This is a genomic window from Arthrobacter sp. PvP023 (assembly GCF_017832975.1).
GTDB lineage: Bacteria > Actinomycetota > Actinomycetes > Actinomycetales > Micrococcaceae > Arthrobacter.
The window spans coordinates 1164607-1177207 of record NZ_JAFIBI010000001.1 but is presented as its reverse complement, the minus strand read 5'-3'; the positions used below and the strand labels follow the sequence as shown (position 1 = coordinate 1177207).

11 protein-coding genes and 1 tRNA gene are annotated in these 12601 nt (G+C 66.3%); 8 read left to right on the top strand and 4 right to left on the bottom strand.

What is annotated here, in order from left to right:
- Positions 1-4: 4 nt before the first annotated feature.
- From JOE31_RS05470 to JOE31_RS05455, 4 genes are all read left to right on the top strand, one after another.
- Positions 5-949: a metallophosphoesterase gene (locus JOE31_RS05470; protein ID WP_209742504.1), complete on the top strand. Its 945-nt coding sequence runs from the start codon at positions 5-7 to the stop codon at positions 947-949.
- A gap of 160 nt (positions 950-1109) precedes the next feature.
- Positions 1110-2927: an ABC transporter ATP-binding protein gene (locus tag JOE31_RS05465; protein ID WP_209742503.1), complete on the top strand. Its 1818-nt coding sequence runs from the start codon at positions 1110-1112 to the stop codon at positions 2925-2927.
- Complete coding sequence (locus JOE31_RS05460) at positions 2924-4756, top strand: ABC transporter ATP-binding protein (protein ID WP_209742502.1); 1833 nt, start codon at positions 2924-2926, stop codon at positions 4754-4756. Before JOE31_RS05465 ends, JOE31_RS05460 begins: the two co-directional genes overlap by 4 nt.
- Positions 4757-4838: 82 nt before the next feature.
- Positions 4839-4915: transfer RNA gene (locus JOE31_RS05455), tRNA-Pro, on the top strand.
- Between the two features lie 80 nt (positions 4916-4995).
- On the opposite strand, the gene JOE31_RS05450 is transcribed toward JOE31_RS05455, so the two are convergent.
- Together JOE31_RS05450 and JOE31_RS05445 are read right to left on the bottom strand one after the other, a co-directional pair.
- Positions 4996-5340: a hypothetical protein gene (locus tag JOE31_RS05450; protein WP_209742501.1), complete on the bottom strand. Its 345-nt coding sequence runs from the start codon at positions 5338-5340 to the stop codon at positions 4996-4998.
- A gap of 97 nt (positions 5341-5437) precedes the next feature.
- Entirely contained in the window at positions 5438-5668 is a 231-nt protein-coding gene (locus tag JOE31_RS05445; protein ID WP_209742500.1) for a hypothetical protein, read from the bottom strand.
- Positions 5669-5799: 131 nt separating this feature from the next.
- On the opposite strand from JOE31_RS05445, the gene JOE31_RS05440 reads away from it, so the two are divergent.
- Positions 5800-7074, top strand: coding sequence for a helix-turn-helix domain-containing protein (locus JOE31_RS05440; protein ID WP_011693229.1), 1275 nt, complete (start codon positions 5800-5802; stop codon positions 7072-7074).
- A gap of 28 nt (positions 7075-7102) precedes the next feature.
- Here JOE31_RS05440 and JOE31_RS05435 read toward each other — a convergent pair whose 3' ends face one another.
- Complete coding sequence (locus JOE31_RS05435; RefSeq protein WP_209742499.1) at positions 7103-8056, bottom strand: phosphoribosylaminoimidazolesuccinocarboxamide synthase; 954 nt, start codon at positions 8054-8056, stop codon at positions 7103-7105.
- A 1-nt stretch (position 8057) separates the two neighbouring features.
- A complete protein-coding gene (gene purD / locus JOE31_RS05430; RefSeq protein ID WP_209748161.1) occupies positions 8058-9374 on the bottom strand; it encodes a phosphoribosylamine--glycine ligase in 1317 nt (438 codons plus the stop codon).
- A 91-nt stretch (positions 9375-9465) separates the two neighbouring features.
- Here purD and JOE31_RS05425 point away from each other — a divergent pair, with 91 nt between their 5' ends.
- The 3 genes from JOE31_RS05425 to JOE31_RS05415 are packed head-to-tail and all read left to right on the top strand — an operon-like array spanning position 9466 to position 12484.
- Positions 9466-11043, top strand: a complete 1578-nt coding sequence (locus tag JOE31_RS05425; protein ID WP_209742498.1) for a molybdopterin-dependent oxidoreductase — start codon at positions 9466-9468, stop codon at positions 11041-11043.
- A 36-nt stretch (positions 11044-11079) separates the two neighbouring features.
- Positions 11080-12096, top strand: coding sequence for an asparaginase (locus tag JOE31_RS05420; protein WP_011693233.1), 1017 nt, complete (start codon positions 11080-11082; stop codon positions 12094-12096).
- A gap of 1 nt (position 12097) precedes the next feature.
- Complete coding sequence (locus JOE31_RS05415) at positions 12098-12484, top strand: sterol carrier family protein (protein WP_209742497.1); 387 nt, start codon at positions 12098-12100, stop codon at positions 12482-12484.
- The last annotated feature ends 117 nt before the right edge of the window (positions 12485-12601 follow it).

Here is a 12601-nt window from a genome sequence, read left to right as displayed (position 1 = left end):
ACTAATGGGGGACAACACAACGCTGGCAGGCCGCGCCCGAAGCATCGGACGCGGCCTTGCCGTAACTGCAGCAGCCGGCGCCGCGGCCGGCATGGCAACGGCGGGGTACGGGCTCTGGGAGAAGAACCAGTTCGTCCTGCGTGAGGAAACCCTGCCCGTCCTTCCCGCCGGTTTCGGCCCGTTCCGGATCCTGCACCTCAGCGATATCCACTTCGTTCCGGGGCAGAACCGGAAGGCGCAGTGGCTCTCGTCCCTGGCGGAGCTGAAGCCGGACCTGGTGGTCAACACCGGGGACAACCTCAGCCACGTCAAGGCGATCGACCCGCTGCTGGCGGCGCTGGAACCCCTCCTGCAATTTCCCGGCGTCTTTGTGCCCGGTTCCAACGACTACTTCGCACCCACCGTGAAGAATCCGGCGTCCTACTTGCTGGGGCCGTCAAAAGCCCAGAAAAAGCCCGTGGAACTCGACTGGCCGAGGCTGCGTTCCTACTTCGGAATGTCAGGCTGGGTGGACCTGACCAACCGGAACCAGTCCGTGGTGCTGAAGGGCCTGCGCTTTGACTTCTCCGGTGTGGACGATCCCCACCTCAAGTTGGAGCGCTATGCCGGCTGGCCGCGCGGGACCAAGGGCCAGGACAACACGCCGCACCTGCGCGTGGCGGTCATCCACGCGCCCTACCAGCGCGTGCTGGATCATTTCACCGAGGACGGTGCGGACCTGCTCCTCGCCGGGCACACCCACGGCGGCCAGATCTGCCTGCCCGGGTACGGCGCCCTGGTGTCCAACTGCGACCTCCCCACGTGGCGGGCCAAGGGACTCAACAACTGGGAAAGCAACGGACGCACGACGCCGGTCAACGTCTCCGGCGGGATCGGCACCTCGCGCTTCGCACCGGTACGGATCGCCTGCCGCCCCGAGGCCGTACTCCTCACGCTGACGGAGCGTTGAGGAACCAGGTTTGCGCAGGCCCAACCGCGGGATGCATTACAAAACGCAATGACTGGGCAAGATCCCCTCGGCCCGCAGAATCCTGTGAACGATGTCACGCCATGGCATAGGGTAGTTGCTAAAGGAAACTACATTCGCAGTTGAGCTTTAAGAAGCAGGCATGGCCAAGCAGACTCCATTCTTCACGTCAATCAGCCGACTCTATCCCCATGTGAAGCCGATCATCCCCCGGCTTTTTATGGGACTCCTGTGTGCCCTCCTGGCCAGCATCGTGGCACTGACCATCCCCCAGGTGCTGCGGGTGCTCATCAATGACTCGCTCCGCCCGGGCGGCGCCACGGACGCTGTCTGGATCGCCTCCCTGATCATCCTGGGCCTTGGTGTCGCCGAAGCCGGGCTGGTTGCCCTCCGCCGCCAGTTCGTGATCAATCCGGCCACCACAGTGGAAACGCGGATGAGGGTATCGCTCTACGGGCACCTCCAGGACCTGACCGTGTCCTTCCACGACCGCTGGGGATCCGGGCAGCTGCTCTCCAGGGCCATGACGGACCTGAACTTCCTGCGCCGCTGGATGGCGTTCGGCGCCATCATGCTGGTGGTGACAACGCTGACGGTGGTGATCGGCGTCGTCGTGATGTTTGCCATGAGCTGGCAGCTTGCACTGATCTTCCTGGCCGCCGCCGTGCCCATCATGATCTACGGTTTCCGGTTCCGGACCCGCTTCAGCAAGGTGGCCCGCCGGAGCCAGGACCAGGCCGGCGACCTCGCCACCACGGTGGAGGAATCCGTGCACGGCATCCGCGTGCTCAAGGCCTTCGGCCGCAGCCGTGAAGCCCTGGAAAACTTCAATGAACAGGCCGAGGAACTCCGGCAGACCGAGATCGCCAAGGCCAAACACCAGGCCACTTTCAGCATGGTGGTCACTCTCCTGCCCGAACTCGCGCTCGGCGCCGGACTGGTGGTGGGCATCGCACTGGCCGCGGACGGCCAGCTAAGCATCGGTTCGCTGGTGGCGTTTTTCGCCACCGCGGCCGTCGTCGCTGCGCCCGTGGAATTCAGCGGCATGCTGCTCGCCATGGCGTTGACGGCCAAAACAGCCATCGACCGGCATTTCGAGGTCATGGACGCCGCCAACACCATTACCAGCCCGGAGCAGCCCCGGCAGCCCACGCAGCTCAGGGGCGCCCTCAGCTTCAACGCCGCGACGTTCGCCTTCGAGGACGCCCCGGACAAACCGATCCTCAAGGACATCAGCCTTGACGTCCGCCCCGGGGAGACCATGGCCCTTGTGGGTATCACCGGCAGCGGCAAGAGCGCACTGCTCCAGCTGGTCCCCCGCCTCTACGACGTCACCGCGGGCTCCATCACCATCGACGGTGTGGACCTGCGTGAGTTCTCCGTGGAACAGCTGCGCACGGTGGTGGGCGTCGCCTTCGAAGACACCACCCTGTTCTCCAATTCCGTCCGCGACAACGTGCTGCTCGGTGCAAGCGAGCGGAGCCAGGAAGCGCTGGAGGAGGCCCTGGACGTTGCCCAGGCCCACTTCGCCTATTCCCTTCCGGACGGCCTGGACACGCTGATCGGCGAGGAGGGCCTCAGCCTGTCCGGCGGCCAGCGGCAGCGCATTGCCCTGGCCCGTGCCATCGCCGCGAAGCCCAAGGTGCTGGTGCTGGATGATCCGCTGTCCGCCCTGGACGTCAACACCGAAGAACTCGTGGAAGCCCGGCTGCGCGAAGTGCTTGCCGACACCACCACGCTGATCGTCGCCCACCGGCCGTCCACCGTGGCGCTGGCGGACCGGGTGGCGCTGCTTGAGGACGGCCGGATCGCCGCCGTGGGGACCCACGCCGAGCTGCTGGCGCACAACGAGCACTACCGCTACGTGATCGCCAGCCTGGAAACGGAACCCCGTGACCTGGATTCCGAACTGTCGGACCTTTCAGAATTAAGCGACGAGTCCGAGGAGATTTCCCGATGACCACCGCTACCTTCGGCACCGCCAACGAGGACAACGCCCACCTGAGCAAGAGCGAAAGTAAAACCGTACGACGGCGGTCGCTCGCGTTGCTGGGCTCCCTGATCCGTCCCGTCCGGCTGAGGTTCTGGCTCACGATCACCATGGTGGTTCTGTCGCAGGCTGCCCGGGTGGCCGGGCCTGCGCTGATCGCCTTCGGCATCGACCACGCCCTGCCCGCACTGCGGGCCGGGGACAACTTGCCGCTGGTCCTCACCGGCGTCGCCTACCTTGCCGCGGCGGTTGCCACTGCAGGCCTCACCGCCCTGTACGTGACCTCGACGGCGAAGCTGAGCCAGGCGATGCTGCTGGACCTTCGGGTCCGCGTGTTCCGGCACACACAGCGGCTGAGTCTGGAATTCCACGAGAAGTACACGTCCGGCCGGATCATCGCCCGGCAGACGTCGGACCTCGAAGCGCTGCGCGAACTCCTGGACTCGGGCGTCAGCTCGCTGGCCTCCGGGATGCTGTTCATGGTGTTCACGGCCATCACGGTGTTCGCCCTGGACTGGCGTAGCGGCCTCATTGTGCTGGCCGCAGGCGTGCCCATGTACTTCCTGGCACGCTGGTACCAGAAGCACTCCCAGATCGCCTTCCGCGAGTCCAGGGTGGTGTCCGCGCGCCTGATCGTGCACTTCGTGGAGACCATGACGGGTATCCGGGCAGTGAAGGCTTTCCGCAAGGAGCGCGAAAACGCCGACCGCTACGGCGAACTGTCCGAGGACTACCGCAAAGTGACTGTCCGGTCCATCAACCTCAACGGCATCTTCCAGCCGGGCCTGGTGCTGATCGGCAACGTCTGCGTCGCGGTGGTTCTGCTCTTTGGCGGTTTCCGTGTGCTGGGCGGTGACCTCGCTGTGGGTGTCCTGCTGGCCCTGATCCTGTCCACCAAGCGCTTTTTCCAGCCGGTGGACCAGATGGCCATGTTCTACAACTCCTTCCAGAGCGCCCAGGCAGCCCTTGAGAAGGTCTCCGGCCTGCTGGAGGAGGTTCCCACCGTGCGGCCTCCGAAGAACCCCGTAGCGCTCCGTGACGCCCGCGGCAGCATCGACTTCAACGGGGTGGAGTTCCGGTACGGCGACGGGCCGGTGATCATCCCCAGGCTGGACCTGCACATACCGGCCGGGCAGATCGTGGCCCTGGTGGGCCAGACCGGCGCCGGCAAGTCCACGCTGGCCAAACTGATTGCCCGCTTCTACGACGTGTCCGAAGGGTCGGTGACGCTGGACGGCGTGGACCTGAGGAGCCTCACCACCCCGGACCTGCGCCGGAACGTGGTGATGGTTACCCAGGAGGCTTTCCTGTTCAGCGGGTCCGTGGCGGACAACATCGCACTGGGCCGTCCGGAAGCCTCCCGCGAGGAGATCGAGGAGGCCGCCCGTGCCGTTGGCGCCTACGAATTCATCATGGAACTGCCCGAAGGCTTCGACACTGACGTGAACAAGCGCGGCGGGCGTGTCTCGGCCGGCCAGCGCCAGCTCATCAGCTTTGCCCGGGCGTTCCTGGCCCGCCCGGCAGTGCTCATCCTGGACGAGGCTACCTCCTCGCTGGACATCCCCTCGGAGCGCCTGGTCCAGAGCGGACTCGCCGGCCTGCTGGAGGGCGTGGCAGGGCACGACGCGGGCCGCACGGCCCTGATCATCGCCCACCGGCTGTCCACGGTAGAGACCGCCGACCGCGTCCTGGTGGTCCACGACGGACGGGTGGTGGAGGACGGTACGCCGGAGGAACTGATCGGCGGCGGCGGGCGATTCGCTGAGCTGCACGGGGCATGGAAAGACTCATTGGTGTAGCTCCCGCGGGGCGTCCGGGCGCCGATTTCACATGGGGGCCGGAATCGGATACTCTTGTGAAGTTGCTTTTGAAGCAACGGATCGGGATGTGGCGCAGCTTGGTAGCGCGCGTCGTTCGGGACGACGAGGTCGCAGGTTCAAATCCTGTCATCCCGACCAAAAGCAAAGAGGGTCTTCCATTGGGAAGGCCCTCTTTGCGTTGCTTTGCTTCGGCGGCTCCGGCGGTGCCGGCCGTGACCTCAGAGGCCCTCGAACGTGGACCGTTGGCTGGCCTGGCCGTCGCCCAATAGTGGAACCCGTGGCCGGTTGGAGCCGTCATCCTCCCGGTAATCTCCCCGCGTTTCATACGTCTGGACCTGGGTCACGTACCGGTGCCGAAGCCGGAGTCCGTAGGCGAAGAGCACCAGCGCCTCCAGCAGCGACGCCATGCCCACAATCCCCCACACCAGGGTCCCGGCGTCGGCCGTCCCGCCGAACACTGCGATTATTGCCGACCCCGCCACGGCGGTCACGATCAACGAGGTCCCGGCGATGGTCCATGCGGCGTAGGCACGCTTCAAGTCATTCGGTTCCCTGCGGTTCATGACACTCCCCTTGCGTCGTTTGGCCAAAAAAACAGCCCCGGGACATGGTTCGCGCATGTCCCGGAGCTGGTGATCCCTTGCGGGAGGTACCTCAGGTCTACATCGGGTCCGGCCAGTTGCCGATGGACGCCTGGTAAGACATCGGATCCGGCCAGTTGCCGATGGACTGCGCAAACTGCATGGGATCCGGCCAGTTACCGATAGCGGTGGTGCTTCCCAGCTGATCCGCCCAGTTGCCGATAGGACCTGCAGACAACACTGCGGGGGCTGCGGCTGAAAATGCCAGTGCGCCAGCCAAGGCGGCGGCGGCTGCGATCTTCTTCAACATTAGGTTTCCTCAATACGAGTCGGATTCGTTACAAAGTCAGCACTGCCCTTGTTGACATACATTGTAAAATGTTTTCCACAGAGACTGTCAAGCATTTGGTATAAAGACTGTCCGGAATAAGGAGGAAACCCGTGGGGAACGGATTCGGGGAGAAGCTCCGCGCCGAACGACTCGAACGTGGGTTGACGCAAGCAGAACTGGGAAAGGACCTCTATTCTCCCAGCTACATCTCCCTCTTGGAAACAGGCCGGCGTGAACCTACCGCCGATGTTATCGAAGAGTTAGCCCGCAGGCTCGAGCTGGCCCCCAAGGCGTTGGAAGCCTGGAGCCAGCCCATCTCGGTCAGCGACGCCGAGTATGTCCTGGCCGGCCTCTACGCCCGGCAGGCCTGGGACCTGCGGGATTACCCGCTCGCGGCGGCGCACGCCGCCACAGCCGCCCAGATAGCCCTTGAGGGCAAGAACACCAGCGCCTGGTGGAACATGACCTACATGCAGGCGGAATGCCTCATGAAGCAGGGCCAGCTGCAGGAATGCCAGAACATCATGCAGCACCTCCTGGAGCACCCCATGGCCACCGAATCCGCCGGTCTGGGCGTACGTGCCCGCCAGATGCTCGCCGCGGTGTGCCACGGGCAGGGCCAGCTGGCCACCGCCGTCGAGCATGCCCAGAAGGCCGTGGAACTCTGCTCACAGCTGCCCAAGGGGTCAACGCTGATCATCGGTGCCCTGCGGGCACTGATCGGCGCGCTGGCTGAAAGCGGACGGCTGGACGAAGCCTGGACCTACTGCCAGGCCATGAACGACCAGATGGACGACCAGTCCATCTCGCAGCTCGCCGGAGAGGTCGCCTGGGTGATTGGCAACGTGGCGTTCATGCGGCATGACTACCCCGAGGGCATCAAGTACCACGAACGCGCCGCCAAACTGCTCTCCCCGGCCAATGACATCGAGCTGTGGGCCCGCTTCAACAAGGCCTCCGCAGCAGTGCGGCTCTCCTCGGGAATCGTGGAACCGGAAACCCTCTCCGCCATCGAGCGCGCCGAACTTGCCCTGTCCATCGTGGGCGGGAACAAGACGGACCAGCTGGAAGTAGCCTTCATCCGCGCGCGCTGGCTCTACCTGACCGGCGACATCCCGGCCGCCGTGGAGAAGCTCCGCGAAATCCACGCCGAGCGGAAGGCCCTGGCCCGTCACACGGCAGGCGAAGTGTCACTCCTGTTGGGGAAGTCGCTCAAGGCCGCCGGGGAATCCGACGAAGCACTGGTGCTCCTCGAGGAAGCGCAGCAGGAATTCAGCGCCGCCGGCGCCTCCGACCGCGTCCAGCAGGCCATGGACGCCGTACTGGAGATCAAGCTCGCCCAGCGGCGCGCAGCAGCCGCCCAGGCAGCTGCTGAGGCCAGCTAGGCGAACCCGACCCTCAATAAAACTCCGCTTAGACGAACGCCCGTCCGGTGAGCTTTTCGTACGCCTCGACGTAGCGGCCGCGCGTGCGGCCCACCACGTCCTCCGGCAGTGCCGGCGGCGGTACGTCCGAAGACCGGTCCCAGCCGGATTCGGCTGATGTCAGCCAGTCGCGGACATACTGCTTGTCGTACGACGGCTGGGACTTGCCCGGCTCATACGTGGCCGCGTCCCAGAAACGCGAAGAATCCGGGGTGAGGACCTCGTCACCAAGGGTGATGACGCCGGTGGACACGTCGAAGCCGAACTCCACCTTGGTGTCGGCCAGGATGATGCCGCGTCCGCGCGCGATTTCCTCGGCCTTGGTGTAGATCTTCAGCGTCAGCTCGCGCAGGCGGGCGGCCACGTCCTCGCCCACCAGGCCCACCACGGCGTCATAGGTGATGTTTTCGTCGTGCTCCCCCACCTCTGCCTTGGCGGACGGCGTGAAGATGGCTTCGTCGAGCCGGGAACCGTCAACGAGGCCCTCCGGCAGCGGGATGCTGCAGACGGTGCGGGACTTCTGGTATTCCAGGAGCCCGGAGCCGGTGAGGTAGCCGCGGGCAATGCATTCCACCGGGAACATATCCAGCTTCTTGCAGATCATGGCGCGGCCCTCGACCGCCGCCGGGACGCCGTCCTCGACGGTGGATGCCAGCACGTGGTGTGCGACGTCGAGCTGGTCGAACCACCACAGGCTCAGCTGGGTGAGGATGCGGCCCTTGTCCGGGATTTCGCTCGAAAGCACGTGGTCGTAGGCGCTGATGCGGTCACTGGCCACCACCAGGACGCAGTCCTGGCCGAACTGCCGGGCGAGGGAATCATCCGCGGGCACGTAGAGGTCCCGGACCTTGCCGGAATAAACATGGCGCCAGCCGGGAAGGTCCAGCGTGGCGGTGTCCAGTCCGGCCTTGGGAGCTGCTTCAAAGGGGGAATTATCGGTCATGCTATGCCTTCGCCTTCGTTACGGGCAGCGACCCTGTTGCGCCGGACGAGACCTTGATCTCGCCACGGGCCGCCTTGCGCCCGATGTCGGTGCGGAACTGCCCGCCTTCGAGCTGAACCAGCTCCACGCCGTCGTACGCCCGTTCGCGGGCCTCCACGAGGTCCGTTCCCAGCGCCACCACGGCGAGCACGCGGCCCCCGGCGGAGACCACTTTGCCTTCCTCGTCCAGCTTGGTGCCGGCGTGGATCACGTGGACGCCTTCCAGCTCGTCTACCTTCTTGAGCCCGCGGATGCGGTCGCCCGTTCGCGGGGTGTCCGGGTAGTTTTCCGAGGCGACGACGACGGCGACGGCGGTGTCCTTGGACCAGCGCAGCTCTTCCGCCTTGTCCAGTTCGCCCTTGGCAGCTGCCAGCAGCAGCGCACCGAGCGGCGTCTTGAGCCGGGCCAGGACGGCCTGGGTTTCCGGATCGCCGAAGCGGACGTTGAATTCGATGACGCGGGTGCCGCGCGAGGTCAGGGCCAGGCCCACGAACAGCACACCAACGAACGGGGTGCCGCGGTGCGCCATCTCGTTGACCGTGGGCTGCGCCACGCGGTCGATGACTTCCTGGACCAGGCCTTCCGGAGCCCACTCCAGCGGGGTGTAGGCGCCCATGCCGCCGGTGTTGGGGCCCTCGTCGTTGTCGAAGATGCGCTTGAAGTCCTGCGCCGGGGAGAGTGCCACCGTGTTCCGGCCGTCGCAGAGGACGAACACGGAAACTTCGGGACCGTCCAGGAACTCTTCGATCACCACGGAGCCGCCCGCGTCGAAGCAGCTCTGGGCGTGGGCCAGGGCTTCGTCGCGGTTGTTGGTGACAACGACGCCCTTGCCGGCGGCCAGCCCGTCGTCCTTGACCACGTAGGGGGCGCCAAAGGTGTCCAGCGCGTCGGCGGCTTCCTCGGCGGTGCTCGCAACGCGCGCCATGGCGGTGGGGACGCCGGCCTCGGCCATGACCTGCTTGGCGAACGCCTTGGATGCCTCCAGCTGGGCGGCCGCCTTGCTGGGCCCGAAGACGGGGATGCCGGCTGCGCGGACGGCGTCGGAAACTCCGGCGGCCAGGGGCGCCTCGGGACCAACCACCACGAGGTCCACACCCAGCTTGGTGGCCAGGGCAGCAACGGCGTCCGGATCATTGCCGTCAATGGCGTAGGTGGGGACCAGCTTGCCGATGCCCGCGTTGCCCGGAGCCGCGTGGACTTCGGAAACGTTGGGGTCTGCAAGCAGGGAGCGGACAATGGCGTGTTCGCGGCCACCAGGGCCAATGACGAGTACCTTCACAGTCTCCAAGGGTACTTTGTGCACCCGGTCCGCTCCTAAGCCGTGACCTGCCCCCGTCAATCCTTAACGCCCGCAGCTACGAACCCCCGGCATGAAGAAGCTGACGAACTGGCTCAAGGGCCCCACTGCGCTGGCAGCGCTGGCAGGCGTGGCCGCGGCCGCCGTCGTACTTTCCGTTGCGGAGCTGATCGGCGCCTTCTTTACGGCGCGGGCAACGCCGCTCATTGCCCTCGGCTCAACCTTTATCGACTTCACGCCGCCGTGGCTTAAGGATTTCGCCATCGCCACGTTCGGCACCAATGACAAGGCGGCACTCTTCGCGGGCATGGGGCTGACCATCTTCCTGCTCGCCTGCGTCCTGGGAGTCGTGGCCTACCGGAAGTGGGCGCTGGGCGTTGCCGGCGTCCTCCTGATGGGCGCGGTGATCGTGGCCAGCGTTGTGACCCGGGCCAGCGTGGAACCGCTGGACGCCATACCGTCGCTGATCGGCACCGCCGCCGGGCTGGTGGTGCTGCGGCTGCTGATCACGCGGCTGTGGCGGATGCGTACATGGCCCGGCGTCGCCGCGGATGTTGCCGCCAAGGACACCGAACGCCCGGCCACCACCCGCCGCGCCTTCTTCGCCGCCAGCGGGATCACTGCCGTGGCGGCTGCCGTCGCGGCCACCGGCGGCCGGCTGCTCAGCGCGGCACGGAGCAATATTGCCCAGGCCCGCGAATCCCTCCAGCTGCCGGCGCCGGCCAAGGCAGCCCCCGCTGTCCCGGCGGGTGTCCAGTCCGCCGCACCGGGGGTCACACCGTGGATTACCCCCAACAACGAGTTTTACCGGATCGACACCGCCCTGAGCGTCCCGGAAATCAATGCCGAGGAGTGGGAGCTTCGCATCCACGGCCTCGTGGAACAGGAAGTCACCCTGACGTTCCAGGACCTGCTCGACGCCGAGCTGATCGAGTCCCACGTGACCCTCACCTGCGTGTCGAATCCCGTGGGCGGCAACCTCGCCGGCAACGCCAAATGGCTGGGTCTGCCCATCCGCGAGGTCCTCAAGATGGCCCGCCCCAAGGATGGCGCGGACATGGTGCTGTCCACCTCCGAGGACGGCTTCAGCGCCTCGACTCCGCTCGAGGTGCTGCAGGATGACCGGGACGCCATGCTGGCGATCGGCATGAACGGCGAGCCCCTGCCGCTGGAACACGGCTACCCCGTCCGCATGGTGGTCCCGGGCCTGTACGGATTCGTCTCCGCCACCAAATGGGTGGTTGACCTCGAAGTGACCCGCTTCGCTGACAGCAAGGCCTACTGGACGGACCGCGGCTGGTCCGAGCGCGGCCCCATCAAGACCATGGCCCGGGTTGAGGTGCCCAAGTCCTTCGCGCAAGTCCCGGCCGGCAAGGTGGCCATCGGCGGCACCGCCTGGGCGCAGACACGCGGCATCACCAAGGTGGAGGTGCAGATCGACAACGGGCCCTGGACAGAGGCCGTGCTGTCCACCGAAGCATCCGTCGTGACGTGGCGCCAGTGGTCCTTCGAATGGGACGCCACCCCCGGGCCGCACTACATCAAGGCCCGCGCCACGGACGGTACCGGCGAGGTCCAGACGGACAAGCGCGCCGATCCCGTGCCCGACGGCGCCTCCGGCTGGCAGTCGGTCATGGTGACCGTGCAATAGCCCGGATTTCAGGCAACGGCACCATAGACTTTAGCCATGCCAGAAAATCCGCATGCCACATTCACAGTGGAGTCCGCCGTCGAACTGGCAGTCGTGGAACGAAGCGGTTTCGTCGAATCCCGGCACATCGGCTCAGCCGTGGTCCTTGCCGCCGACGGAACGGTGGTCACGCAGCTCGGCGACATCACCACCCCCATCTACGCCCGCTCGGCGCTGAAGCCGCTGCAGGCCCTGGCGGCCATGCAGTCCGGGGTTCCCCTGCGCGGCGCACAGGTCGCCCTGGCCTGCGCCAGCCACACCGGTTCCCTGGACCATATGGACGTGGTGGAGGGGATGCTGAAGGCCGCGGGAGTCAAGGAAGAGCAGCTGCAGTGCCCCGCCGCCTGGCCGCAGGACGAGAACGCCCGCCACTGGCTGATCCGGTCCGAACAGGGCAGGTCCAAGCTCGCGTTCAACTGCTCGGGGAAGCACGCCGCGTTCCTGTGGGCCTGCACGGAAAACGGCTGGGACACCCACAGCTACCTTGAGCCCAACCATCCGCTGCAGCAGCGGGTCCGCTCCGCGATAGAGGAGTATTCCGGCGAGCGGATCGCACACCTGGGAATCGACGGCTGCGGCGCGCCCGTGGCGGCCATCTCGCTGACCGGGCTGGCCCGGGCCTACTCGCGGCTGGCCAAGGCCCCCGGGGACAAGAATTCCAATGCGCGCGCCGCCACCATCGCGACCTCCATGCTCGACTACCCATGGGCAGTCCAGGGCAAGGGCGAGCCCAACACGATCGTGATGGACGAACTGGAGATCATCGCCAAGATCGGTGCGGAAGGCGTGCTTGCCATGGCCACCACCACGGGGGTTTCCGTGGCCATCAAGGTGCTGGACGGAAACCTGCGGGCCACCACTCTGGTGGGCCTGACCCTGCTGGCCGCCTCCGGCGCGGTGGACATCCCGGGCGTCTCCAGCGTGCTGGAAAAAGTAGTGGAACCCGTGCTCGGCGGCGGACGGCCTGTGGGCAAGATCCGGCTCGGCCATGCCGTCTCGGCGCTCCTGGACTGACATGGCTGTTTCACGTCGACGCATTGATATCGAAGAAGGCCGCGCCGCCCTGGCCGCGTGGCTGGAAGCCGCCGGACCGGCGTCGGGCGTTCCGGCGTCGGGCGTTCCGCGTGCCGTGACCGCGACGGCGGTGCGCTACACGCTGGAGGAGGTCACGGCGAGGGCGCCGGGCAACTCCGTGGAGGTGCGCGTTCCGCCGTTCGGCGTGACGCAGTGCGTGGAGGGCCCGCGGCACACGCGCGGCACTCCCCCGAACGTCATCGAATGCGACGCCGCCACCTGGCTGGCAATGGTCACCGGCCGGGTGGGCTGGGCCGACGCCGTGGCATCCGGGAAAGTGGCGGCATCCGGGCTGCGGGCGGATCTCTCGGAACTGCTCCCGCTGTAGCCCAGGTGACCATCAGCGGGAGCTCGGCATTTGGAGTTGCAGCCCACCCATGGAGTTTTTGTCCACATCGAGGGACTTACTGGCTCTTTTGGGCCGATTATCTGGACAAAAACTCGG

Excerpts from the sequence above, each read along its gene's own strand:
- JOE31_RS05415 (WP_209742497.1), top strand. The coding sequence starts at position 12,098 with ATGGCTGTTTCACGTCGACGCATTGATATCGAAGAAGGCCGCGCCGCC.
- JOE31_RS05435 (WP_209742499.1), bottom strand. The coding sequence starts at position 8,056 with ATGACCGATAATTCCCCCTTTGAAGCAGCTCCCAAGGCCGGACTGGAC.
- JOE31_RS05465 (WP_209742503.1), top strand. The coding sequence starts at position 1,110 with ATGGCCAAGCAGACTCCATTCTTCACGTCAATCAGCCGACTCTATCCC.
- JOE31_RS05450 (WP_209742501.1), bottom strand. The coding sequence starts at position 5,340 with ATGAACCGCAGGGAACCGAATGACTTGAAGCGTGCCTACGCCGCATGG.
- JOE31_RS05460 (WP_209742502.1), top strand. The coding sequence starts at position 2,924 with ATGACCACCGCTACCTTCGGCACCGCCAACGAGGACAACGCCCACCTG.
- JOE31_RS05420 (WP_011693233.1), top strand. The coding sequence starts at position 11,080 with ATGCCAGAAAATCCGCATGCCACATTCACAGTGGAGTCCGCCGTCGAA.
- JOE31_RS05425 (WP_209742498.1), top strand. The coding sequence starts at position 9,466 with ATGAAGAAGCTGACGAACTGGCTCAAGGGCCCCACTGCGCTGGCAGCG.
- JOE31_RS05470 (WP_209742504.1), top strand. The coding sequence starts at position 5 with ATGGGGGACAACACAACGCTGGCAGGCCGCGCCCGAAGCATCGGACGC.
- JOE31_RS05445 (WP_209742500.1), bottom strand. The coding sequence starts at position 5,668 with ATGTTGAAGAAGATCGCAGCCGCCGCCGCCTTGGCTGGCGCACTGGCA.